A 23,514-nucleotide genomic window follows, 5' to 3' on the forward strand; every position below is an offset into this window, starting at 1 on the left:
GAACAACACCACCGAGCACACGGCCGCGAACGCGCACCAGGTCGACACGAACTCCATTCGCCACAGCGCCGCGCAGATCAGCGCGCCCACGGCCGCCAGCACGCCGAGGCCCACCAGAGCGCGGTCGCCGGAGAGCAGGAGTGAGCCGACGGTGGCGAGCAGGTAGCCGGCGATCAGCAGCTCCGCGTGCGACAGGTCCAGGACGTAGCCGACGGTGTGGCCGCGGATCTCGGCTCGGACCGGGCGCGTGGCGAGGGCGTGGGAGAGTACGGCAGCGGTGGCGATCCCGGCGGCCAGGGGCGCCAGCAGTCGGGGGCTGGCCCGCGGGGGCGCGGCGGCGAGGACGCCCGTCGGTACCCAGAGCGGTAGCAAGGGGAGGGCGATGACCGCCCAGAGGACGGTGGCCGGGCCCGTCCCCCCGTCGCCCGCCCAGACCGCCGCCTCGACCAGTTGGTGGGCGCCCAGCAGCAACGGCAGTGCGGCCAGCGGCAGATCACGGACGCGGCGGGCCCGCGCGACACAGGCCACGCCGACGGCGGCTATGCCGACGCCCGCCACCAGATCGGCCTCCGCGCTCCAGCACATCGCTCGCTCCCCCGAGGCTCGGACTGACAGGAACTCCCATTCTTCCCCTGGCCATGTTCAGTGCACTCAGTTCCCCGAAATTACTGCACTGAGTGCCATCAGGGGTGGTCAGGTGCTACGTTCCCGACCATGAGCGCAGGCGAGAAGGCGGAGGCCGCACCCGCGAAGCCGCCGATGCGGGAGGCGCTGGTCGCGGCGGCCTTCCAGCTGTTCCTGGAGCGGGGGTACGAGCAGACCACCGTGGACGACATCGTGGCGCTGGCCGGGGTGGGGCGGCGGTCGTTCTTCCGGTACTTCCCGTCCAAGGAGGACGTGGTCTTCCCGGACCACGAGCGGTGCCTGGCCGATATGACGGCCTTCCTCGCCGCCAGTGAGCCGGACGCGGAGCCGGTGGGACGGGTGTGCGACGCGGCCCGGGTGGTGCTGCGCATGTACGCGGAGAACCCCACCTTCTCCGTGCAGCGCTACCGCCTGACCAAGCAGGTGCCGGGGCTGCGGGCCTACGAGTTGTCGGTGGTGTGGCGCTACGAGCGGGCGCTGGCGGAGTATCTGCGGGCGCGCTTCGCCGCCCGGCGCGAGGGCACGCTCCAGGCCGATGTGATCGCGGCCGCGGTGGTGGCGGCGCACAACAACGCGCTGCGCTCCTGGCTGCGCTCGGACGGCCGCGGCGACGCGAGCGCCACCGTCGATCACGCGCTCGGCTATGTGCAGTCCGCGTTCGGCGCCGCTCCCCCGCGCCGGGCCGACGAGCAGCCCGACGACGTGGTGGTCGTGGTGTCGCGCCGGGGTGCGCCCCTGTGGCGGGTCGTCCAGGAGATCGAGACCACCCTCGGACGCACCACAGATTGAGGGTACGCAGTGCCTTTACTCATGGCACTGAGTGCCATACGCTGACTGTGTGCACGGTGGCACAGCGACCGGGCACGTGCGTGCGCGGCCGTCCCGCGCGCGTGGGATTTCCGGCCGAGCGCAGGGAGTTGACCAGCGTGTACCACCACTCAGGAAGCGTTGCTCGTCCGACAGCCGGCTCCGCGGTCGGCGTGCTGGAGGCCACCGGTGCGGCCCAGGACTCGGACGCCATGCTCTTCCAGCGCTGCACCTGGTGCGGCACCGCGATGTACCACCGGCTGCTGTGTCCGGTCTGCCAGGGCAGCGATCTGCGCACCGAGCGCAGCGCGGGCACCGGCACGGTGCGCCACTCCACGGTGGTGCACCGCAACAGCCCGGCCGCGCGCAATGTGTCGCTGATCGAGATGGCCGAGGGGTTCGTGGTGCGCGGCCGGGTCATGGGCCCGCTGATCGGCATCCACAGCGGGGACCGGGTCCGGCTGTCGCAGGCCAAGGACCCGGTCCGGGGCGAGCCCGTCTTCCAGCTGGTCGACGAGCCCTACCGCGCCTGGACCTGAGGGTCGCTCAGGGCAGCGGTAGGCCCTCGTCGACGCTGAGCCGTCCGCGCAGACCTACGGCGTGAGCGTCACGCGGAGGCCGACCGTGCCGTCCGTGCCCCGGCGGATCCGGCTGCCGAGCAGGGAGAGGCGGCCGACGATGCCGTACTTGCGGGCGATCAGCTTGCGGTAGCGGGCGCCGGTCTCCCGGTCGGTGATCTCCGCGGTGGCCGGGATCTGGTCGCCGGTGGGCCTGCCGCGCAGGTCGCAGGGGCCGACCAGGACATCGGGGCGGGCCCGGATGCGCTTGACCTTCCAGGAGTCGGCGACGGTCCACACGCCGAGGGCGTCACCGTCGCGCACCACCCACACCGGCGTGGGGACCGGGGTGCCGTTCTTGCGGTAGCTGGTGATCAGCAGGTACTGGCCGGTGCCGAGCCGCTCCAGCGGCGTGTCGTCCATGGCGGCAGTTTAGGCAGGAGCTTTGCGGGCCCTTCGTGGGGGATGCTGGATCTGGGCACACGACTGGGGGCTGCGCGGTGCAAGGAGACGGCGGGGATCGGCTACCGGCGGCGAACGGCCGGCTGGTCGAGGTGTGCTGCGACGAGTCCGGCTCGGACGGGGAGAACCTCACCGGCGGCAACACGGACGTGTTCGCGCACGCCAGTGTGCGGCTGCCGGTGCCGATGGCCGCCGCGTACGTGCAGGAGATCCGGGACCGGATCCGCTCCCCCGCCTCCGAGTACAAGGCGAACCACCTGCTCAGGGAGAAGCACCGGGCGGTCCTGGAATGGCTGCTCGCCCCCTCCGGGCCGATCCACGGCACCGCCCAGGTGCATCTGACGGAGAAGGCGTACTTCGTGGTGGACCGGGCGGTGGATCTGCTGCTCGGCGACGCCGCACCGGCGCTGCCCCTGTTCCGCCGGGGACGGGACCTCTTCGGCGAGGAGCGCTGGCGGGCGTTCCTCCAGGCGGCCAACCAGTTGCTGCGGGCGCGCAACGACGGCGAGCCCGAGGCGCCGGTCGACAGCTTCTTCCGTACCATCGGCGCGCTACGGCCGGTGGCCGCCCGGGGTGAGGCGGGCCGGACGCTGGGGCGGCTCGCGGCGGCCCGGTCCCGCGCGGACGCCTACCGGGCAGGGCTGCCGACCTTGATTCCGGTGCTCAACCCCCTGCTGCCCGCCGTCGTCGCCACCGCCGCGTACTGGAGCGCGGGCGGGGCGGCCGTACGGCTCGTGCACGACCGGCAGAACATGCTGACGCCGGAACGGATCGCCTGGATCGAGGAGCGGGCCCGCGGGTCGGGTATCCGTCTGGCCGGGGTGCATCTGGTGGCCGCGCGGGAGGACCCGCGGGTGCAGCTCGCCGACTTCCTCGCCGGGATCGCCCGCAAGATCGCCTCCGATGAGCTCAACGGCGGCGCCGACCCCGTACTGACAGCACTTCTGCGCCCGTACGTGGATCCGGCGTCGGTGTGGGGCGACGAGGACAGCTGGGCGCTGCTCGGACCCGGCGCGGCGGGTTGTGCAGCACCCTCGGCAAACATCAACTCGGCCGTCTAGATTACCGGTTGACACATGCCGATCCAGCCATCGCAGGAGCCGTCCCGTGAGGGAGAACCCGCCGGCCGCCGACGCCGCAGCAGCGTCGCTGCGCGCCCGCATCAACACCCTCCAGCCACATACGGCCCGGATCTGGAACTACTGGCTGGGCGGCGGGGACTACTACGAGGTGGACCGCGTCGCCGGTGACCGGATCCGGGAACTGCATCCGGCCATCGGCGACTACGCCCGCGCCGACCGCGACTTCCTGGGCCGCGCGGTGCGCCACCTCGTCGTCGAGGCCGGAATCCGTCAGTTCCTCGACATAGGCACCGGGCTGCCCACCGCGGACAACACCCACGAGGTCGCCCAGCGCCTGGCCCCGGACGCCCGGATCGTCTACGTCGACAACGACCCGCTGGTGCTCGTCCACGCCCGCGCCCTGCTCACCAGCACCCCCGAGGGCCGCACCGACCATCTCGACGAGGACCTGCGTAACCCCGAGACGATCCTCGAACGCGCCGCCACCACCCTGGACTTCAGCCGCCCGGTCGGCCTGCTGCTGCTCTCGGTGGTCATCTTCCTCGGCGACGACGAGGACCCGTACGGCATCGTGCGGCGGCTGCTGGACGCGCTGCCGCCGGGCAGCCATCTGGTCCTGTCGCACACGGTGACCGGCCCGGAGCTGGCGGACGTGGACCGGGCGGTGCGGTTCTGGAACGAGACCGGCACGCCCCGGCTGACCCAGCGCTCCCCCGAGGCCGTCGCCCGCTTCTTCGACGGGCTCGAACTCCTGGAGCCGGGCGTGGTGTCCTGCTCGCGCTGGCGCCCGGAGGGCACCGAGCCGGCGGAAGTGGCGCTGTACGGCGGTGTCGGCCGTAAGAAGTGAACGCACCCGCCCCGGGCCGCGTATGGAGTGAGGGCACTCAACTACGGGAGTGCCCCGCGGTGTTGTGAACCGCGCTGCTCGGGTTCGGGAGCCAGGTATGAGGCACGCACGACGACGGATCGTCCGGCGAGTGACACGGCTGGCGGCCGTCGGCGGGCTGCTGCTGGGCTCGGCGATGGTGACACGCGCCGTGGCAAGCGAGCCGCCCGACCCGTCCGCCGCGCCGGGCGCGACGGTCAAGTCGGCCGTGGACACGGGCGCCGGTCTGGTCGAGCGGCTCGGCACGTCCCGTACGGCGGGCAGTTGGCTCGGTGCCGACGGGCGGCCGGTGGTCGCGGTGACCGACGAGGAGGCCGCCGACGAGGTGCGCCGGGCGGGCGGCCGACCGAAGATGGTGTCGCACAGCATGAACGAGCTCAAGTCGGCGACCTCCACGCTGGGTTCGGCGCCCCGGGTGCCCGGCACGGCCTGGGCGATGGACTACCGGTCCAACGAGGTGGTGGTACGGGGCGACAGCACCGTCTCCTCGGACGACTGGTCGAAGCTGACGCATGTCGCCGACGGTATCGGCACCTTCGTCCGCATGGAGCGCACCGAGGGCACCTTCACCACCCGGCTGAACGGCGCGCTGCCCATCCTGTCGACCGCCGGGCGCTGCTCGGCGGGCTTCAATGTGACCGACGGGCAGCGGGACTTCATCCTCACGGCCGGGCACTGCGGGCCGAACGGCTCGGTCTGGTTCACCGACACCCGGGGCCGGGAGCAGGTGGGCAGCACGGTCCGGCAGAGCTTTCCCGGCGGTGACTTCTCGCTGGTGCGGTACGCGAGCGGGGATGCGGGGGACGGCGCCGACGTGGTGGCCATCGGTGACGGGCAGGGGGTGCGGATCACCGGGGCGGGTGATCCGTCGGTCGGGCAGCGGGTGTTCCGCAGCGGCAGCACCAGCGGGCTGCGCGACGGCACGGTGACCGCGCTGAACGCGACGGTGAACTATCCCGAGGGCACGGTGACCGGGCTGATCGAGACGAATGTGTGCGCGGAACCCGGGGACAGCGGTGGGCCGATGTTCTCGGAGGGCATCGCGCTGGGTCTGACCTCGGGCGGCAGCGGGGACTGCGCTTCGGGCGGTACGACGTTCTTCCAGCCGGTGACGAAGGCGATGGCCGAGGTGGGCGTGCAGTTGATCACGGCGGCGCCGCAGGGCGCGGCGGGGCAGCAGGGTGCGGCGCCCTCGCCCGAGCCGTCGGCGTCGGCCACGCAGAGCGCGATCGCGCCGGGGGCGGCCACGCCGGGGTCGTCGGCGCCGGTCGGCGGCGGGGTCGAGGGGTCGCAGTTGCTGTCCCGGCTGGCCGATCCGCGGAACGTCGGGCCGGGGCTGCTGATTGTCGCGGGGTCGCTGGTCGCGCTGGTGGCGACGCGGTTCATCCGGGCGGAGCAGGACCGCAAGGCGTATCAGCGGTACTACTCGGCGACTTGGGGGTGAGAGGGCGGCGCCCGCGCTGATGCGGCGCCGTCATTTTCGGAGGGGAAGCAAGAGGGGAAGTAAAAGGGGCACCCGTCAAGTCGGGGTGCCCACGGGGGTCTTCGAGGCTCGGCGGTCGTCGGGGAGCGTCAGGCCGCGTTGACCGGCTGCGGGGCCGCTGCGGCCCACTCCATGACGAGTCGCTGGTACTCCTCGCGCTCCTCGACGCTCAGTGTCCCGCCCGCCCGGCGCCACAGGGCCCGGATCTCCTCGTTGACCTCGTCAGCCGATCGATCGGAAACGGGTTCAACACTGGTGGACATGCTGTGAAGCATACGGCCATGGAAGTGAAGGCGACGTGAGTAAGCATGGCCAATACGGACATAACGGACCGTGTTGCTGATCACGTCCTGATCACGGCCATACGTCAAGACCCGCACCCCCGTTCAGGCTTCGGCCGCGCCCAGGACCAGCACCTGGATGGCGAGGACGGCGGCGCCGCGCGCCCAGTCGTGGAAGTCGGACATCCGGGTCTCCAGGTCGACGGGGGCGGCCAGCGGGTGCCGATGGTCACACATGGTCTGTGTCACTTTGTCCCCGGCCACGTCCATCAGGCCGACTCCCTCGCCGGCCAGCAGGATCCGCTGCGGCATGGCGAAGTTGGCGATCTGGGCGACGAGGATGCCGAGGGCGCGGGCGGCCTCGTCGATGACCCGGGCGGGCAGCGGGTCCCCGGCGGCGGCGAGCCTGAGGATCTCCTCGTACGTCCAGTCCCGGCCGGTGCCGGCCTGCACCTGGTAGCGGATGTTGGGGATGGTGAGCATCGACACGGCGCTGCCGCGGGCGCCGTCCGGGGTGAGTGGACCGTGGGGGTCGATGATCCAGTGCCGGCCGAAGCCGCGGTCCTCCTCGTCGCAGGGCACCCGCCGGCCGCCGAGGACCAGTGAGTAGCCGAGCCCGGCACCGATGGTGAGCACGACGAACCGGTCCAGACCACGTCCCGAGCCGAACCAGGTCTCGGCCTCGGTGAGCGCGGCGACGTCGTTCTCGACCACGACGGGCAGGTCGGTGCGCTCCTCGACGAGCGCGGCCAGCGGGATGTCGCGCCAGTTCAGGAACGGGGACTCGGCGACGACGGTGCGGTCCTGGACGAGGCCGCCGACGCCGATGCCGATGCCGGCGAGCCGGGGGAAGTCGCGGGCGAGTTCGGCGGTCATCTCCGCCAGCAGATCGGCGACCCCGGCGGGGTCGTGCGTGGTCAGCGGGCGGTCGAGGCGGGCGACGATGTCGCTCCGGAGGGTGGTGACCACGCCGTAGACCATGTCCGCGGTGATCTTGTAGCCGACGAAGGAGCGTGACTCGGCGACAACGTCGAGGGGCTGGGAGGGGCGGCCCTGGCGGACCTCGGCCGGGGCGCCCGCCTCGGGGACCTCCACGAGCAGGCCGGACTCGATCAGGGGCTTGGTGAGCCGGGTGAGGCTGCCGGGTGAGAGGTTCAGGCGCCGGGCGAGCTCGGTGCGCGACAGCGGTCCGCCGACGAGCACCTCGATAGCCACCGAGCGCTCCCCCGCGCTCAGCGGAAGCCAGTCGGCGACGGCTGCGGTCATGACGTTCAGCCTCTCATTTTTTCGACATTTTTTCGATACGGAAACAACAAGGTCACTGTACGACCGGAGGAGCGGCCCGGAAAAGATGTATGCACGCCTCTTGACGGGTCGATTCTTTCGCCTCAAAAGTAAGTGCCCGAGGACGAGCCGCCGCGGATGAGGGAGTCTCCCGATGACCATCGCCTCCAGCAGCCCACCGTCGCGCCTCCCCTTGGGCGGCGCCGAGGGGGCACGGACCAGGCCGAAAACGGACCGGGCGAAAGCCCGGGAGGCGGGGGGTGACGGGCGGCTCGCCGCCGTCTTCCTGGCGCCGGCCCTGCTGGGCTTCGTGGTCTTCCTGCTCTGGCCCACACTGCGGGGCATCTATCTGAGCTTCACCCGCTTCAACCTGCTCACGCCCGCCGAGTGGGTGGGCCTGGACAACTACGTCCGGATGGTCAACGACCCCATCTTCTGGGACTCGTTGACGGTCACCGTCGAGTACGTGGTCATCAACATCGGTGTCCAGACGGTCGCGGCGCTCGCCATCGCCGTACTGCTCCAGCGGCTGACGCAGTCGGCGGTGCTGCGCGGGATCGTGCTGACGCCGTATCTGATGTCCAACGTCGTCGCCGGCATCGTCTGGCTGTGGATGCTCGACACCCAGCTGGGCATCGGCAACGAGATCATCGCCGCGGTCGGCGCCGACCGGATCCCCTTCCTCGCCGACGAGACCTGGGCGATCCCGACGATCGCCCTGATCAATGTGTGGCGCCATGTCGGCTACACCGCGCTGCTGCTGTTCGCGGGGCTCCAGGCGATCCCGAACGACATGTACGAGGCGGCCAAGGTGGACGGCGCGAGCGAATGGCGGATGTTCTGGCGGATCACCATGCCGCTGCTCAGGCCGGTCCTCGCGGTCGTACTGATCATGACGGTGATCGGTTCCTTCCAGGTGTTCGACACGGTCGCCGTGACGACCGCGGGCGGACCCGCCAACGCCACCAATGTGCTCCAGTACTACATCTACGGCGCCGCCTTTGGCCGTTTCCAGTTCGGCTACGCCTCCGCGATGTCCGTGGCCCTGCTCGTCGTGCTGAGCGCGATCACATTCCTCCAGTACCGGCTCACCCGGGCCGGCCAGTCCGACCTCGGCTGACGGAAGGGAGCGACCGACATGACCGCCGTGACGGCGACCACGACGAAGGTACGGCCCACCCGGCGCCGCAGGCTCTCCCCGGGACGGGTCGTGGCCTGGGCGGCGATGGCCGCGATCGTACTGATCACCCTGCTGCCGTTCTACTGGATCCTGCGCACCGCGCTCTCCTCCAACACCGCGCTCGCCGCCCACCCCAGCGATCCGCTGCCGGTCGATCTGACCACCGGCGGTTTCGAGCGAGCGCTCGGCCTGCAGTCCACCGAGGAGGCCATCGCCCAGGGCGGCTCGGGCGGCGGGCTGAAGTTCTGGCGCTATCTGATCAATTCGGTCATCGTGTCCACTCTGATCACCGTCTGCCAGATCTTCTTCTCCGCGATGGCCGCGTACGCCTTCGCACGGCTGCGCTGGCGCGGCCGGGACAAGGTGTTCGCGCTGTTCCTCGCCGGGCTGATGGTGCCGACCATCTTCACGCTGCTGCCGAACTTCGTGCTCATCAAGGAACTCGGCCTGGTCGACAACCTGTTGGGCATCGCGCTGCCGACGATGTTCATGACCCCGTTCGCGGTGTTCTTCCTGCGCCAGTTCTTCATGAACGTGCCCCGCGAGGTCGAGGAGGCGGCCCTGCTCGACGGGGCCGGCAAGATCCGGATCTTCTTCCGGGTCATGCTGCCGATGGCGTCCACCCCGATCCTCACGCTGGGCGTGCTGACGTACATCACCGCCTGGAACGACTACTTCTGGCCGCTGATGGTGTCCTACAGCGACAGCTCACGCGTGCTCACCGTGGCACTGGCGATCTTCCGGGCGCAGACCCCGCAGACCGGCTACGACTGGTCCGGCCTGATGGCGGCCACGCTCATCGCCGCACTCCCGATGCTGCTGCTCTTCGGGTTCTTCGCGCGCCGCATCGTCGGCACCATCAGCTTCACGGGCATCAAGTAAGGGGACTGGCATGCGAATTCGTACCGCAGCGGCGCTGATGGGAGCGCTGGCGTTGTCCCTGGTGTCCGGATGCGCGCAGGGCGGGTCCGCCGGAGCGGGCGGCAACACGGTGACGTACTGGCTGTGGGACGCCAACCAGCTGCCCGCCTACCAGGCCTGCGCGAAGGCCTTCGAGCAGCAGAACCCGGGCCTGAAGGTGAAGATCACCCAGATGGGCTGGGCCGACTACTGGACCAAGCTCACCGCGAGCTTCATCGCGGGCACCGAACCGGACGTCTTCACCGACCACATCCAGAAGTTCGGCCAGTTCGCCGACCTCAACGTCCTCGAACCGCTCGACGACCTGGGCATCGACGACTCCGCCTACCAGGAGGGCCTGGCCGCCAACTGGAGGGGCCAGGACGGCCATCGCTACGGCGCCCCCAAGGACTGGGACACCGTCGCCCTCTTCTACAACAAGAAGATGACCAAGGAGGCCGGCCTCACCGCCGAGCAGCTGGGCACCCTCTCCTGGAACCCCGAGGACGGCGGCACCTTCGAGAAGGCCATCGCCCGCCTCACCGTCGACAAGAACGGCAAGCGCGGCGACGAGGAGGGCTTCGACAAGAACAACGTCAAGGTCTACGGCCTCGCCACCGGCGGCGCCGGCGACAGCGACGGACAGACCACCTGGAGCCCGTTCGCCGCCTCGGCGGGCTGGCACTACACCGACAAGGCCCGCTGGGGCACCGAGTACCAGTACGGCAGCAAGACCTTCCAGTCCGTCATCGACTGGTACTTCGGCCTGGCCGAGAAGGGCTACCTCGCACCCTTCACCGACTACACCGACGGCGCCAACCCGGCCAACGCCCAGGTCGCCTCCGGCAAGGCGGCGACCTCCTTCGACGGCGCCTGGATGATCTCGACGTACTACGGCACCAAGGGCCTCGACGTCGGCACCGCCGTCACCCCCACCGGACCGACCGGCAAGCGCGCCACGATGATGAACGGCCTCGCCGACTCCATCACCAAGAACGCCGACAACAAGGCCGGCGCGAAGAAGTGGGTCCAGTACCTGGCCTCGAACGAGTGCCAGAAGACGGTGGGCGGTTACGGCATCGTCTTCCCCGCGACCCCCGACGGTACGCAGGCCGCCGTGGCCGCGTACGAGAAGAAGGGCATCGATGTGTCCGCGTTCACCGAACCGGTCACCGACCAGCAGGACTCCACCACTTTCTCCTTCCCGATCACCGACTACGCGGCGGACGTGTACGCCCTGATGCGCCCCGCGATGCAGGACGTCTACGCCAACGGCGCCCCGGTGAGCGGGCTGACCAAGACCAACGACCAGATCAATTTCGTCCTCGGCCAGTGAAAGGCACTCACTCCATGACGTTCTCCCTCGGCATCGTCGGCGCCGGGCAGTTCTCCGGCAGCTTCGCCAAACTGTTCCTGGCCCACCCCGGCGTCAGCGACGTCTACGTCACCGACCTGCTGCCGGAGCGGGCCGAGCAACTGGCGGCCGTCGAAGGGCTGTCGGGCACGTTCCCCTCGTACCAAGCGATGCTGGAGTCGCAGCAGATCGACGCGGTCGCGATCTTCACCCAGCGCTGGACACACGGCCCGCTCGTGCTCCAGGGCCTGAACGCCGGCAAGCACGTCTACTCCGCCGTCCCCATGGCGATCACCACGGAGGAGATCGCCGCGATCATCGAGGCGGTCAAGGCGACCGGACTGACCTACATGATGGGCGAGACCAGCCAGTACAACCCGGCGACGGTCCACGCCCGCAACCAGATCGCCGAAGGCGCCTTCGGACGGATCTTCTATGCCGAGGGCGACTACGTCCACGACATGGATCTGGGGTTCTACGAGGCGTACCAGTACAGCGGCGGCGAGAACTGGAAGGCCACCGCGTCCTATCCCCCGCTGCTGTACCCGACGCACGCGGTGGGCGGGGTGCTGGGCGCCTGGCAGACGCACGCGGTGAGCGTGTCGGCGATCGGGGTGGTCGACGAGCGGGGCGACGGCGTCTTCGACAAGAGCGTCAGCCAGTTCGGCAACGACGTCTCCAACGCGACCGCGCTGTTCGAGGTCGCGGGCGGCGGATCGTTCCGTACCAACGAGTTCCGGCGGGTCGGATATCCGTCCCACATACGGGAGTCGCGGTTCCGCTTCTTCGGGACGGAGGCGAGCATGGAGCAGCTCGCCACGGTCGCGTTCTGGCAGGACAAGAACGGCGTGAAGGACATCAGCGAACTGCTGGAGCCCAAGCCCACCATGTCCCCTGACGACCCGTCACTCCAGCACATCGCTCCGGAACTCCGGGCCGCCTTCACCTCGGGCTCGGCCCCGGTGCACGACCGCTCGCGCCTGCCGCGGTCGCTGGACGACCTCCCCAACGGCCATGAGGGCAGCCACCACTTCCTGGTGGACGACTTCGTGACCGCGGTCAACACCCGCACCCTGCCGTCCGTGAACGCCTGGGTGGCGGCCCGCTACACCCTGCCGGGCATCATCGCGCACGAGTCGGCGCGGCAGGGCGGGGCAAGGCTTGAGATCCCGGACTTCGGGGACGCGCCGCAGGCGTGAGGCGGTCAGGCCGGTGCCGCGGAGGGTCCCACCCCCGTGGCACCGAGCCTGTCATCCGGCGTGTGGGCCTGACCGAGGAGGTCGCCGAGCGCCTCGTACAGATGGAGTGCCTGCCGCATGTGGGTGGCGACGTCCTCATAGCGGCTGAGCCGCATGTACGCATAGGCCAGGCAGCCGTGAACCACCGCCTGTCCGTGCGTGCTCCCTTCGCGCCGGGCGGCCTTCAGTGCCCTCTCGTGCGCGGCGGCGGAGTCGTGCCAGTGTCCGGCGCGGTCGAAGTAGGGCTGTAGTGCCCAGGCCAACTGCCAGGCGTGGGCGTCGAATTGAAGGTCCACCGCCTGGCGTTGCACCGACAGCAGCACTGCGTGTTCGCGCAGGAACCAGGCGAGCGCCTCGTCGTGCCCTTCGAAGTCCTCCGTGGTGACGGGTGGTCGCGGTGGGGTGAGGGTGATGGGGTCGTCGCGGTGCGGGCTCAGGGTCAGGCTGGCCCGGTAGGCGCTGTGCAGGTAGTGGTCGAGCATGCGGCGCGCCGCGGCCAGCCGGTCGGCGGGTTGGTCATGGACCTGGGCGAGTTCGGCGGCGTAGGCGCGCAGCAGGTCGTGGCAGGCGTAACGGTCGGTGGAGTGCGGGGACAGCAGGTGGCTTGCCGTCAGTTCGGCGAGCGGTGCCCGGACTTGGGACACGGTCAGCCCGGCCAGTCCGGCGACCGCGGCCGTGTCGGCGTCCGGGCCCGGGTGCAGTCCGAGCAGCCGGAACAGCCGGGCGGCGGGTGCGGTCAGCCTCCGGTAGGACCAGGAGAACACCTTGCGGACGTCGGTGGCCGCGTCGCCGCCGTCGAGCAGGTCCAGCGCGCTGCCCGCCGCGTGCAGCTCCTTCGCCAGTGAGGCTAGGGGCAGTTGCGGGTGGGTGGCGGCGTGCGCGCCCACGATGGCCAGGGCCAGCGGGAGGCGCGCGCAGGAGGCGATGATGTCCTCCAGCGCGTCGGGGTCGCTGGTGAGGCGCTGCCCGCCAATACGGCGGCCCAGGACATCCGCCGCCTCGGCCCGGGACATCAGGCCCAGGCCGACCGGCTGCGCCCCGTCGGTGATCACCAGGCCGGTGAGCACATTACGGCTGGTGATGACGGTGAAGCAGTGCGGTGAGCCGGGCAGCAGCGGGCGGACCTGATCGGTGTCCTGGGCGTTGTCGAGCACGACGAGCATGCGCCGGTTCGCCGACAGGCTGCGGTAGAGGCCGATCTGGCCGTCCGGGTCGACCGGGATGCGGCGGGTCGGGACGCCCAGGGCATCCAGGAAGCCGCGGATCGCCTCGGCCGGACGGACGGCGGGACCGCCCGGGTCGAAACCGCGGAGGTTGACGTAGAGCTGACCGTCGGGGAACCGGTCGCGGACCCGGTGGGCCCAGTGCACGGCGAGGGTGGTCTTGCCGACGCCCGCCGTGCCGCCGATCGCGGTGATCACGGCCGTACCGCCGTCGCCGCCCGTCGCTTTGTCCGGCAGAAGGGAGTCGAGCAGGGCGAGCGCCTCTTCCCGGCCGACGAAACCGGCGACGGGGTGCGGGAGTTGGGCGGGTACGACGAGGGTGGGCGGGCCGGTGATGCGAACCGCGAGCTGGTCCGGCGGGCTGTCCGGCGCCCTTCGGTGGCCCGACGGGCCGTCCGACGTACCGAGATGGTCCGGCTCCCGCGCGCCCGCCGGGCCGTCCGACATCCCGAGGTAGCCCCGCTCCCCCCTGCCCGCCGGGCCGTCCGACGTACCGAGATGGTCCGGCTCCCCCCTGCCCGCCGGGCCGTCCGACGTACCGAGATGGTCCGGCTCCCCCGCGCCCGCCGGGCCGTCCGACATCCCGAGATAGTCCCGCTCCCCCCTGCCCGCCGGGCCGTCCGGCACCCCGAGGCCGTCACGCCCGCGCCCGCTCGGACGGGCGTCGAGGTCCGGATCGGCGGCCAGGATCCTCGCGTGCAGGCGCCGCAGCCGGTGCCCCGGCTCGATGCCGAGTTCGTCGCGGAGCAGACGGCGGGCCCGATGGTAGGCGGCCAGTGCCTCGGCCTGCCGGCCGGAGCGGTGCAGGGCGAGCATGAGCAGACCGTGCAGGCCCTCCCGCAGCGGGTGTTCGACGGTGAGCTGCCGCACCTCGCCGACCAGGTCGAAGTCGTCGCCGAGCGCCAGGTCGACCTCGATGCGCTCCTCCAGCACACTCAGGCGCCGCTCGGCGAGCCGGTCGCGCTCCACGTCGAGCAGCGGGCTCGTCAGGCCCTCACAGAGCCGGCCACGCCACAGGCGCAGGGCACCGTGCAGGCACTGGGCGGTCGCGGCCAGGTCACCTCGGGCGCGCGCCGCGTGTGCACGGTCGATCAGCCGGTCGAACCCGAGGACGTCCGACTGCCCCGGTCCCAGGGTCAGCAGATAGCCGGCCTCCGTCCAGGTGAGCAGCCCCGACGGGGTCCGCGGCGGACGATCGGGCTCCAGCACCCGGCGCAGCCCGGAGACATGCCGCTGCACCAGATTGGCCGCCCGTGCCGGTACGGCGTTTCCCCATACGGCGTCCACGAGTTGATCCCGGCTCACCGGCCGGCCGGCGTGCAGGAGCAGCACGGCGAGCACCACGCGCTGCTGTGTCTGTCCCAGATCCAGCTCGGCCTCGCCACGCCAGGCGCGCAGCGGTCCGAGCAACTGGAACCGCAGACCGGTGAACGGCTCTCGCCCAGTCATCACGGGCCCCACCTCGGCGACCAGGACGGCGACTGCTCTCTCGCCTGCTGTCCAAGCTAGCGCCGAACCGGCACCGGCACCGCCCACTTCGGGGTGCAGCGGCTCCTGCAGCGGGGGCTGCAACCCGGGCTCACAGGATGGTGCCCGGACCGGGGCGAGGACCTTCAACCGCCCGCCCCCCGAGAACCGGGGAGAACCCATGACCGACCTCCTGACCGCGGCCCGGGCCGAGGCGCTGTTCAGCAGCGACCTGGTGACCGGCTCGGAGCCGACGCGCACCGAGATCGCCTCGGCGATCCGGCAGGCGATCCGCCGCCACGGCGGCAGCCTCGGCTGCGCGGGCACGCTCGCCCGGGCCCACGGCGAACGCCCCGAGATCGCGGTGCCGCGGATGCGGTGGGCGCTGAGCCAGGTACGCACCGCCTATCCACGCCGGCCCGTATGAAGCCGACCCGCGGCAAGGAGAAAGTACGCGCAGCGCTCCGGCGCCGTACATCGACCGAGGAGCAGCGCGTCAAACAAGCCGTCGACGCCGAACGCACCCGGCTCCGCCACGAACTCCACGACGGGCTCGGCCCTTTGCTGTCCGGCATCGGGCTGTGCGCGCGGGCCCTGTCGGATCTGCTCGACGACAGCGGTCTCGACACCGAACGGGCGCTGCTGGACCGCATCCGCACCGAGGTGTCCCACGCGACGACGGAGGTGCGCCGACTCCTCGACGCGCTTCCTCCGGCCGCGCTCGACTCCCACGGTCTGGTCGAAGCACTGCACCATCACGCCCGGTCCGTGCCACCCGCGACGGCCGTCGAGATCGTGATCTCGTCGCTGCCGGAGCTGCCCCCGCCCCTGGAAGCGGCCGCGTACCGGATCGTCACGGAGGCCATGACCAATGTCGTACGGCACGCGGGCGCCCGGCACGCCAGGGTCACCCTCGCGGGTCGGCGCCGTTCCCTGCTGATCACCATCGCCGACGACGGCCGCGGAATCCCCCGCGTCACCCCCGGCGTCGGTCTGACCTCCATCCGGCACCGCACCGAGGCGATCGGCGGGCGGTTCTCCATCCGTACCGCCCCCGGCAGCGGCACCGAACTGCGCGTCCGGCTCCCGCTGGCACGGACCCTCCCGGCCTGACCGCCCGGTCCGCCCCGGACCACGGCCCGCCCGGGTCGGGACCCGTGCCTCTGCTCCGTCCGCGCCGGGCGCCGCACCGTGGGAGGCGTCCACCACCGGCCAGTTCCGACAAAGGAGTCATCCCATGGCCTCTGGCACCTTCCAGTCGCTTCCCGTTCCGACGACGGCCCTCGACGGCCGTATCAGCGCCATCGTCCTGGACCCCGGCGGCAACCCGGCCGACGTCGTCGACAAGGGCACCCCGGTCACCGTACGGATCGACTGGAACCTCACCGGCTTCCTGGTTCCGCTCATCTCCGGCACCTGGAACGTCCAGGTCAAGGTCGACGAGATCGGCGGCCCGGACGACTTCGGCGAGCCGCAGTCGCCCGCGTCCATCCCGCTGAACGGCGGCGGCGACTACCAGCGTGACATCGTCCTGAACAGCCTCCAGGCCGGGCGCACGTACTCGCTGCTCGTCCAGCTGACCTACCGCAACCCGGCCGGAGCCCCCGCGCCGCTCGGGGGCTATGTGAACGTCGGCACCGTCAACGTGCTGCTCTGACCACTGTCCCGGGGGAGTCCGCGTCCCGTCCCGCCACAACGGCAGGGCGGGATGCGGGCGTTGACTCAGGTGCCCGGCTTGCGGCCGTACACGAAGACGTCGTCGCCCTTCTTCAGCAGCGACCAGTACTTCTTGGCGGTGGTCTTGGTCATGTTGACGCAGCCGTGGGAGCCGGGCGGGTTCCACATGCTGAGCCCGACCGAGTGGAAGGCCTGGCCGCCGTCGAAGAACTGGGCGTAGGGCATCGGCACGTTGTAGATCGACGAGACGTGGTCGATGTTGCGCCAGTAGATCTTCTTCAGGCCGGTGCGGGTCTCGTAGCCGTTACGGCCCGTGCGCACCGGGACCGGGCCGTAGACGAGCTTCTCGCCGTCCTGGATCCAGCTCAGCTGGAGGGTGAGGTTCACACAGGCGATACGGCCCTTGTTGACCGGGCACTTGCCGTCCTTGTTGGGCTTGTTGCCCACGGCCTTCTGCTTGTTCATGAGGTCCATCACGCCCCAGGTGACGGGGCCCGCGTAGCCGGCGTTCGGCGTGATCCCGTGCTTGGTCTGGAAGGCCTGGATGGCCTTGCAGTCGGAACTGGACTGCTTGCCGTCGACCGGCAGCCCGAGGAACTTCTCCACCTGCTTCTGGTACGGCCCGGTCTGCGTGGTGCAGCTCGCGGCCTGCGCGGGCGCGGTACCCAGCGCGAGGGTGAGCGGTGCGACCAGTCCTGCGGTGATGCCGAGCGCGACGGCTCGCCGTCTGCGTATGTCCCCCATTACCGGGCCCTTCCGTTGCGTGGTGCCGTGGTCTTCTGCGTGCTAGACCGGCGTGCGCGGGGGGAAGTTGTAGGCGTGCCCGTGCTGTGACGAAATGGTGAACTTCGGGCTCTGTTCGGGGCCGCATCCGCAGGGCGCTGCCCTCAGCCCGGATACCCCCAGGCTCGCGTGATCTCGCGCAGTGCCGTGGGCACGTCCTTCGGTTCCGGCAGGGCCCGTGCCTGCTGGATCTTCCCGGATTTGATGTTCTCGCTCCAGTCACCGATGTACGGCACGAACGGCCCGTGGTCGACCTTCCGGTAGTTCAGCATTCTCGGTGTCCATGGCACGCCGAGGAATCGGCAGATCTCCTGGGTGACTTCTTCGGGCCGTTCCGTCAGGTCCTCGTAGCGGACCGTGAGACCGGGCAGGGCGTTTCGGGCCGCCTCCACCGCTTCGACGTAGCCGAGCACCTCGCGTACGGTCGCCTCCAGTTCGCGGTCCGGGCGTCCGTTGATCAGGGAGGTGACCATGGACGCCGGGTGCCGGAGCAAGAAGATGTACCGGGCCTTCGGCCACCCCTCGTGCAGCCGTTCCCAGACGGCCGCGTTGCCGGGAGTCTTGTCCACGATGATCCGCCTGCCGCTGAGCACGAGCTCGCGGTGCAGGATGCGGTCCCACAGCAGGTACTCCAACTCCCGCTGATCCAGGCCGAGTTCGGTCATCGCCTTCTTGGTGTACGGCTTGGTGAGGCCGACGGACAGGGTGCGCAGATGCATCTCGTGCGGGGCGCGGATCTGCGGGTGGCTGTTGAGCAGGACCCGAAGCAGCGTGGAGCCGGACCGGACGGAGGAGAGGACGAACACCGGATCCGGTACGAGGCGCCCGGCGGACTGCGGTACCGGAGGCTCGGCAAGTCTTCGTACGCGCCGACGCACGCCCCGGGCCACGCGCCGTACCCCCGGACCGCCCAAGACCATCGCCGCGCCTCCCTGACCACCGGCGTGCGGAACCTGACCCTCCCGTTGAATGCTCGACCATACGCGGGCAGCCCCGGTGTGGCCATGGGCGCGGCACGAGTCCCACGTGCTCCTCCCCCAACGAGCCTGACGTGTACGTTTGACAGAGGCTACGAAATGGTGAGCCGGAACGCCGAGTTGATCGCCGTCAGCCCTCCGTCCACCACCAGCGTCGTACCCGTGATCCACGACGCGTCAAGGGAGGCCAGAAAGGCCACCGCGGCGGCGATGTCCTCCGGTTCGCCGACCCGGCCCAGGGGGTACACCTGGCGGAACGCTTCGAGTTGGTCCTCGCGGCCCGCCCACGCCGTGGTGCGTACCGTGCCCGGGGCCACCAGGTTGACGCGGACTCCTCGGGGTGCCGCGTGGCCGGCGAGGGTTCGGGTCAAGGAGCCCAGGCCCGCCTTCGCTGCGCTGTAGGCGTGGTTGCCGATGCCCTGGATGCCGTTGACGGAGCCGATGGTGACGATCGCGCCGCGGCCGGAGGTCACCAGGTGCGGCAGGGCGGCGCGGCAGCAGCGGTAGGCGCTGGTGAGGGTGAGGTCGAGGTCGCGGGCCCAGACGTCGTCGGGTTCGTCCTCGAAGAGCGGCGTATCCGGGGTGCAGCCGTAGGCGTTGTTGACCAGTACGTCGAGTGAGCCGAAGGCGGCCACGGCTCGGGCCACGGCCGACTCCACCGACGTACGGTCTCCTACGTCGCAGCCGAACGCCTCCGCCGCCAGGCCCTGTTCGCGCAGCGCCGCCGCCGTCTTCTCCGCCTCCTCCTCGTCCACGTCCGTCACCAGGACCCGCGCGCCCTCCGCGGCGAACCGGCGGGCGGTGGCCGCGCCGATGCCGCGGGCGGCACCGGTGACGAGAACTCCGTACCCCTCGAAGCGCGTTGTGTCCGTCATGGTCCGCCACCGTAGTGCGGTCGAGATCAACTCGGCAGATACCGTGCACCCATGGATGCGTTCCTCCAGCAACTCCCGGCCCTGCTGGGCGTCGTGATCGGCGCCCTCGGTTCGTATCTGGCGCTCGTCCGCAGCGATCAGGCCCGTTTCCGGCGGGAGGAGGCGGCGCGGTGGGAGGAGCGGCGGCTCGCGGTGTACTCCGACTACGCGCGGTCGGTGAAGAAGACCGTCACGGTGACGTACCGGGTCGCCGCCGCGCTGGGCTGTGGCACGCACCCCGACCCGCTTCCCCTCGACGAGGCCAAGCCGCTGCTGGCCGAGGCGAACGACGGACGGGATCCCTCGGGCGAGGCGCTGCTGATGCTGGGCAGCGTCGAAGTGGTGGACCAGGCACGGGCATGGGTGGTGACGGTGATGGAGCGGTACGTGCGTGAGGGCCAGCGGGATCCGGAGTCCTGGCAGGCGCTGTTGGCGCGGCAGCGCGCCGGGCGTGAGGGCTACTACACGGCGGTCCGGGAGGATCTGGGCCTGCCTCCCGGCCACTCGGCGCGCTGGCGGCTCCCGGTGACGGAACCGGTGCCTCCTCAGCGGTAGCCGGTCGTGTCGGCCGGTTTGCCCGCGTCCTGGACCTCGACCATGTAGCGCCAGGCGTCGGGGCGGCTGCCGTCGAGGTCCGTGAAGCCGTACTCCTGGGCCAGGGAGCCGCTGGAGAGGGACGCGCCGTTGAAGCGGGCCACGTCGGGGTCGGCTGCGAGGGCGGCGACGGCGCGGCCGACGTAGCGCGGGGTCTCCGAGATGGCGAAGTGCGGGACGTGGGTGAGGGCGTCGCGCCAGTTGTCCTCGCGGACCCCGAAGGCGTCGAGCATCATCTCCGAGCGCAGCCAGCCGGGGGTGAGTGCGAGGGCGGTCGCGCCGCGCGGGCCGAGTTCATGGCCGAGGGAGAAGGCCATGCGCAGGACGGAGGATTTGGCGAGGTCGTAGAAGAAGGAGTTGCGGTAGTGGTCGCGGTTGTAGTCGGCGGTGCCGTCGGTCATCTCGACGACCAGGCCGCCGGGGTGGCGCAGCACTAGGGGCAGCGCGTGGTGGCTGGTGATGGCGTGGGTCTCGACGGCGAGCCGGAGCAGTCGTAGGCCCTTGTCGAGGTCGTGTTCCCAGACGGGGATGTCCCAGCCGAAGAGCTTCTCGCCGCCCCAGACGTCGTTGACGAGGACGTCCAGGCGGCCCTGTTCGTCGGCGATGCGGTCGACGAGGGCGCGGACCTGGCCTGGGTCGAGGTGGTCGGTGGGTACGGCGACGCCGTGGCCGCCGGCCTCGGTGACCAGGTCGGCGGTGTCCTCGATGGTCTCCGGGCGGTCGTACTCGGAGCGTTGCTCGCGGGTGGTGCGTCCGGTGACGTAGACGGTGGCGCCGGCCGCGCCGAGCTCCACGGCGATCCCGCGCCCGGCGCCCCGGCTCGCCCCGGCGACGAGTGCGACCTTGCCCTTGAGTGGCTGTGACATGTCCGGCCTTCCGTGTGACGGTGTGGTGGTTCCACGGTCCCCGGTAAGCCGGACATCTTCTGTCTCCTTTTACGGCGGGTCACGCGGCCGTATGCGTCTCAGTGGCCCCGGGCGATCCACTCCTGGAGGTGCGGGGCCTCGGCGCCGATCGTCGTCCCGTCGCCGTGCCCGGTGAGGACCTTCGTCTCGGGCGGCAGCGTGAGCAGACGGTTACGGATCGAGTCGATGATCGTCGGAAAGTGGGAGTAGGAACGGCCGGTGGCGCCGGGGCCGCCCTTGAAGAGGGTGTCACCGGTGAAGACGGTGCCGAGTCCAGGGTCGTGGAGGCAGACCGCGCCGGGCGCGTGCCCGGGGGTGTGCAGGACCCTGAGGTCGGCGCCTGCGGCCTCGATGACCTGCCCGTCCAGCAGGTGGGCGTCCGGGTCGCGGTCGGGGTGGGTCTGCTTCCACAGCGGCAGGTCGTCGGGGTGCAGCCAGATGGTGGCGCCGGTGCGGTCGGCGAGGGCGGGAGCGGCGTCGATGTGGTCGTTGTGGGCATGGGTGCACACGATGGCGGTCAGCCGGCGGTCGCCGACGGCCTCGGCGATGGCGTCGGCGTCATGGGCGGCGTCGATCACGACGACCTCCTGGTCGTCCCCGACGAGCCAGACGTTGTTGTCGACGTCCCACGTACCGCCGTCGAGGCTGAACTGCCCCGAGGTGACAAGGCGTTCGATGCGCGGGGCCATCACAGCACCACCACCGAACGCAGCACGTCACCTTCGTGCATCCGCTCGAATGCCTTCTCCACATCGGTGAGTTCGATGGTCTCCGTCACGAACGCCTCCAGGTCCAGGCGTCCCTGAAGGTGCAGATCGATCAGCATCGGGAAGTCACGGGAGGGCAGACAGTCGCCGTACCAGGAGGACTTGAGGGCTCCGCCGCGGCCGAACACGTCCAGGAGCGGGAGTTCGAGCTTCATCTCCGGGGTGGGGACACCGACCAGGACGACGGTTCCGGCCAGGTCGCGGGCGTAGAAGGCCTGTTTGTACGTCTCCGGGCGGCCGACGGCCTCGATGACGACGTCGGCGCCGAAGCCGCCGGTGAGTTCACGGATCGTCTCGACCGGGTCGGCCTCGCGCGAGTTGACGGTGTGGGTGGCGCCCATGGTGCGGGCCTTGTCGAGCTTACGGTCGTCGATGTCCACGGCGATGATCTTCGCCGCACCCGCCAGATTCGCCCCGGCGATGGCCGCGTCCCCGACACCTCCGCAGCCGATGACCGCGACCGTGTCACCGCGGCCCACGTTCCCGGTGTTGATCGCGGCACCGATCCCGGCCATCACCCCGCACCCCAGCAACCCCGCGACCTGCGCGGACACCGCCGGGTTCACCTTGGTGCACTGTCCGGCCGCGACCAGCGTCTTCTCGGCGAAGGCGCCGATGCCGAGAGCCGGGGAGAGTTCGGTGCCGTCGGTCAGGGTCATGCGCTGTTCGGCATTGTGGGTGTCGAAGCAGTACCAGGGCCGCCCACGCAGACAGGCCCGGCAACGTCCGCACACCGCACGCCAGTTGAGGACGACGAAGTCACCGGGCGCGACGTCGGTGACGCCGTCGCCGACCGACTCGACCACTCCCGCCGCCTCGTGGCCGAGCAGGAAGGGGAACTCGTCGGAGATTCCGCCCTGTTTGTAGTGCAGATCGGTGTGGCAGACACCGCAGGCCTGGATCTGTACGACGGCCTCGCCCGGCCCCGGGTCGGGCACGACGATCGTCTCCACCCGGACCGGTTCGTCCTTGCCCGGTGCGACCACGCCGCGTACCTGCTGTGCCATGGTGCTGACCCCTCTTCCGTAGGCCGGTGTCCGTCCTCTCGACCCTACGCGTGACTGATCGGAAACGGCACGCAACGTCCGAAAAGCAGCTCAGGCCCGCAGCACTTGCTCCAGCGACGTGGCGGGGTGACCGGTCAGGTCCTCGATCGCGCTGGTCACCCCGGCCAGGGAGCCGTCGGCGATCGCCGTGTAGGTGGAGACCCAGGCGTCGAGCTGCCAGTCGGGAGCGCCGTAGCCCTTGCGGGAGGCGTAGGCCTCCTCGACCGACTCCGGGACGTACGAGACGGGGCGCCCGGTGACGGCGGCGATCGTGGCCGCCACGTCGATCAGGCCGAGCGCCTCGGGGCCGGTCAGTTCGTAGGTACGTCCGGTATGCGCGCCCGGGTCGCGCAGCACCGCCACCGCCGCGTCGGCGATGTCGTCCTGGGCGACCAGGGCGGCTCGCCCGGCGCCCGCGGGACCGCGGATGACGCCGTCCTCACCGACCAGGGCGGGCATGAAGTCGGCGTACAGGTTGTCCCGCAGGAAGGTGAAGGGCACACCGCTGGCGCGCAGGTGCTGTTCGGTGTGCCAGTGGTCGCGGGCCAGGGTGAAGGTCGCGTCGGGGGCCGCGCCGTAGAAGGAGATGTACACCAGATGCGCGACCCCGGCCTCGGCGGCGGCGTCGATGAAGGTGCGGTGCTGCTGGACCCGGTCGGGGGTCTCGGAGGCGGAGACCATCAGGACGCGGTCGGTGGGGCGCAGGGCCCGGACGACGGCGTCGTGGTCGGCGTAGGCGCCGGGTAGGGCGGTGGCGCGGGGCAGTTCGGGGGCGCGGGCCGGGGTGCGGACCAGGAGGGTCTGCGGGATGCCGGCGGCGGCGAGGCGGCGAGCGATACGTCCGCCCAGGCGGCCGGAGGCACCGGTGACGGCGTAGGTGGGGGCCATGGGTTCTCCTTGCTGGCGAAGTGGCCATCGATCCGTATCAGACGTGTGTGCGGTTGCCCCGGGATGACACGCTCAGCGCGGCTGCCGGGCTGACCGGCCAGGGCCTGTCCGGCG

25 protein-coding genes are annotated in these 23,514 nt (G+C 70.8%); 13 read left to right on the forward strand and 12 right to left on the reverse strand.

Going from position 1 to position 23,514, the window contains the following annotated elements; genetic code table 11:
* The coding region (locus H4N64_RS40740; RefSeq protein WP_186287671.1) for a DUF6629 family protein at window positions 1–585 on the reverse strand (585 nt) is incomplete at its 3' end.
* A gap of 174 nt (window positions 586–759) precedes the next feature.
* Between H4N64_RS40740 and H4N64_RS40745 the strand changes: the two genes are divergently transcribed.
* Window positions 760–1,434, forward strand: a complete 675-nt coding sequence (locus tag H4N64_RS40745; RefSeq protein WP_186287694.1) for a TetR family transcriptional regulator — start codon at window positions 760–762, stop codon at window positions 1,432–1,434.
* A 137-nt stretch (window positions 1,435–1,571) separates the two neighbouring features.
* Window positions 1,572–1,991 carry a zinc ribbon domain-containing protein gene (locus H4N64_RS40750; RefSeq protein ID WP_186287695.1) on the forward strand — a complete coding sequence of 140 codons (420 nt, stop codon included), beginning with the start codon at window positions 1,572–1,574 and terminating at the stop codon, window positions 1,989–1,991.
* A 54-nt stretch (window positions 1,992–2,045) separates the two neighbouring features.
* Here H4N64_RS40750 and H4N64_RS40755 read toward each other — a convergent pair whose 3' ends face one another.
* Window positions 2,046–2,432, reverse strand: coding sequence for a PPOX class F420-dependent oxidoreductase (locus H4N64_RS40755; RefSeq protein WP_186287672.1), 387 nt, complete (start codon window positions 2,430–2,432; stop codon window positions 2,046–2,048).
* A 77-nt stretch (window positions 2,433–2,509) separates the two neighbouring features.
* On the opposite strand from H4N64_RS40755, the gene H4N64_RS40760 reads away from it, so the two are divergent.
* From H4N64_RS40760 to H4N64_RS40770, 3 genes are all read left to right on the forward strand, one after another.
* Entirely contained in the window at window positions 2,510–3,532 is a 1,023-nt protein-coding gene (locus H4N64_RS40760) for a hypothetical protein (protein WP_186287673.1), read from the forward strand.
* 46 nt (window positions 3,533–3,578) lie between these two features.
* The gene (locus tag H4N64_RS40765; RefSeq protein ID WP_186287674.1) at window positions 3,579–4,400 is read left to right on the forward strand and encodes an SAM-dependent methyltransferase; all 822 of its coding nucleotides are present in this window, start codon (window positions 3,579–3,581) and stop codon (window positions 4,398–4,400) included.
* Window positions 4,401–4,497: 97 nt separating this feature from the next.
* Window positions 4,498–5,883: a S1 family peptidase gene (locus H4N64_RS40770; protein WP_186287675.1), complete on the forward strand. Its 1,386-nt coding sequence runs from the start codon at window positions 4,498–4,500 to the stop codon at window positions 5,881–5,883.
* Between the two features lie 128 nt (window positions 5,884–6,011).
* Here the strand turns inward: H4N64_RS40770 and H4N64_RS40775 are convergent, their stop codons facing one another.
* Complete coding sequence (locus H4N64_RS40775) at window positions 6,012–6,197, reverse strand: hypothetical protein (protein WP_186287676.1); 186 nt, start codon at window positions 6,195–6,197, stop codon at window positions 6,012–6,014.
* A 111-nt stretch (window positions 6,198–6,308) separates the two neighbouring features.
* The gene (locus H4N64_RS40780; RefSeq protein ID WP_186287677.1) at window positions 6,309–7,469 is read right to left on the reverse strand and encodes an ROK family transcriptional regulator; all 1,161 of its coding nucleotides are present in this window, start codon (window positions 7,467–7,469) and stop codon (window positions 6,309–6,311) included.
* Window positions 7,470–7,641: 172 nt separating this feature from the next.
* Between H4N64_RS40780 and H4N64_RS40785 the strand changes: the two genes are divergently transcribed.
* The 4 genes from H4N64_RS40785 to H4N64_RS40800 are packed head-to-tail and all read left to right on the forward strand — an operon-like array spanning window position 7,642 to window position 12,120.
* Window positions 7,642–8,607 carry a carbohydrate ABC transporter permease gene (locus H4N64_RS40785; protein ID WP_186287678.1) on the forward strand — a complete coding sequence of 322 codons (966 nt, stop codon included), beginning with the start codon at window positions 7,642–7,644 and terminating at the stop codon, window positions 8,605–8,607.
* Window positions 8,608–8,625: 18 nt separating this feature from the next.
* Complete coding sequence (locus H4N64_RS40790) at window positions 8,626–9,549, forward strand: carbohydrate ABC transporter permease (RefSeq protein ID WP_186287679.1); 924 nt, start codon at window positions 8,626–8,628, stop codon at window positions 9,547–9,549.
* A gap of 10 nt (window positions 9,550–9,559) precedes the next feature.
* Window positions 9,560–10,903 carry an ABC transporter substrate-binding protein gene (locus H4N64_RS40795; RefSeq protein WP_186287680.1) on the forward strand — a complete coding sequence of 448 codons (1,344 nt, stop codon included), beginning with the start codon at window positions 9,560–9,562 and terminating at the stop codon, window positions 10,901–10,903.
* Between the two features lie 14 nt (window positions 10,904–10,917).
* The gene (locus tag H4N64_RS40800; RefSeq protein ID WP_186287681.1) at window positions 10,918–12,120 is read left to right on the forward strand and encodes a Gfo/Idh/MocA family protein; all 1,203 of its coding nucleotides are present in this window, start codon (window positions 10,918–10,920) and stop codon (window positions 12,118–12,120) included.
* Window positions 12,121–12,125: 5 nt separating this feature from the next.
* Here the strand turns inward: H4N64_RS40800 and H4N64_RS40805 are convergent, their stop codons facing one another.
* Window positions 12,126–14,831 carry an AfsR/SARP family transcriptional regulator gene (locus H4N64_RS40805; RefSeq protein WP_186287682.1) on the reverse strand — a complete coding sequence of 902 codons (2,706 nt, stop codon included), beginning with the start codon at window positions 14,829–14,831 and terminating at the stop codon, window positions 12,126–12,128.
* Between the two features lie 199 nt (window positions 14,832–15,030).
* On the opposite strand from H4N64_RS40805, the gene H4N64_RS40810 reads away from it, so the two are divergent.
* From H4N64_RS40810 to H4N64_RS40820, 3 genes are all read left to right on the forward strand, one after another.
* Complete coding sequence (locus H4N64_RS40810) at window positions 15,031–15,276, forward strand: hypothetical protein (protein ID WP_186287683.1); 246 nt, start codon at window positions 15,031–15,033, stop codon at window positions 15,274–15,276.
* Complete coding sequence (locus tag H4N64_RS40815; protein ID WP_186287684.1) at window positions 15,273–15,962, forward strand: sensor histidine kinase; 690 nt, start codon at window positions 15,273–15,275, stop codon at window positions 15,960–15,962. The genes H4N64_RS40810 and H4N64_RS40815 overlap by 4 nt, the downstream gene beginning before the upstream one ends.
* A 124-nt stretch (window positions 15,963–16,086) precedes the next feature.
* Window positions 16,087–16,506, forward strand: coding sequence for a hypothetical protein (locus H4N64_RS40820; protein ID WP_186287685.1), 420 nt, complete (start codon window positions 16,087–16,089; stop codon window positions 16,504–16,506).
* A 65-nt stretch (window positions 16,507–16,571) separates the two neighbouring features.
* Here H4N64_RS40820 and H4N64_RS40825 read toward each other — a convergent pair whose 3' ends face one another.
* The 3 genes from H4N64_RS40825 to H4N64_RS40835 all read right to left on the reverse strand — a co-directional run bounded on the left by H4N64_RS40825 (window position 16,572) and on the right by H4N64_RS40835 (window position 19,161).
* Window positions 16,572–17,270, reverse strand: a complete 699-nt coding sequence (locus tag H4N64_RS40825) for a L,D-transpeptidase family protein (RefSeq protein ID WP_186287686.1) — start codon at window positions 17,268–17,270, stop codon at window positions 16,572–16,574.
* 143 nt (window positions 17,271–17,413) lie between these two features.
* Complete coding sequence (locus H4N64_RS40830; RefSeq protein WP_186287687.1) at window positions 17,414–18,229, reverse strand: sulfotransferase family protein; 816 nt, start codon at window positions 18,227–18,229, stop codon at window positions 17,414–17,416.
* Window positions 18,230–18,378: 149 nt separating this feature from the next.
* A complete protein-coding gene (locus H4N64_RS40835; protein ID WP_186287688.1) occupies window positions 18,379–19,161 on the reverse strand; it encodes an SDR family NAD(P)-dependent oxidoreductase in 783 nt (260 codons plus the stop codon).
* 51 nt (window positions 19,162–19,212) lie between these two features.
* Between H4N64_RS40835 and H4N64_RS40840 the strand changes: the two genes are divergently transcribed.
* Window positions 19,213–19,755: a hypothetical protein gene (locus H4N64_RS40840; RefSeq protein ID WP_186287689.1), complete on the forward strand. Its 543-nt coding sequence runs from the start codon at window positions 19,213–19,215 to the stop codon at window positions 19,753–19,755.
* Here the strand turns inward: H4N64_RS40840 and H4N64_RS40845 are convergent.
* The 4 genes from H4N64_RS40845 to H4N64_RS40860 all read right to left on the reverse strand — a co-directional run bounded on the left by H4N64_RS40845 (window position 19,746) and on the right by H4N64_RS40860 (window position 23,400).
* A complete protein-coding gene (locus H4N64_RS40845) occupies window positions 19,746–20,660 on the reverse strand; it encodes an SDR family oxidoreductase (RefSeq protein WP_186287690.1) in 915 nt (304 codons plus the stop codon). The genes H4N64_RS40840 and H4N64_RS40845 overlap by 10 nt on opposite strands.
* A 98-nt stretch (window positions 20,661–20,758) precedes the next feature.
* A complete protein-coding gene (locus H4N64_RS40850) occupies window positions 20,759–21,388 on the reverse strand; it encodes an MBL fold metallo-hydrolase (RefSeq protein ID WP_186287691.1) in 630 nt (209 codons plus the stop codon).
* Window positions 21,388–22,473 carry an S-(hydroxymethyl)mycothiol dehydrogenase gene (locus H4N64_RS40855; RefSeq protein ID WP_186287692.1) on the reverse strand — a complete coding sequence of 362 codons (1,086 nt, stop codon included), beginning with the start codon at window positions 22,471–22,473 and terminating at the stop codon, window positions 21,388–21,390. The genes H4N64_RS40850 and H4N64_RS40855 overlap by 1 nt, the downstream gene beginning before the upstream one ends.
* A 90-nt stretch (window positions 22,474–22,563) precedes the next feature.
* On the reverse strand, window positions 22,564–23,400 hold the full coding sequence (locus tag H4N64_RS40860) for an SDR family oxidoreductase (protein ID WP_186287693.1): 837 nt from the start codon (window positions 23,398–23,400) through the stop codon (window positions 22,564–22,566).
* Window positions 23,401–23,514: the final 114 nt, after the last annotated feature.

The sequence above is a fragment of the Streptomyces cupreus genome, from assembly GCF_014257025.1.
In the GTDB taxonomy this organism is placed as follows: domain Bacteria; phylum Actinomycetota; class Actinomycetes; order Streptomycetales; family Streptomycetaceae; genus Streptomyces; species Streptomyces cupreus.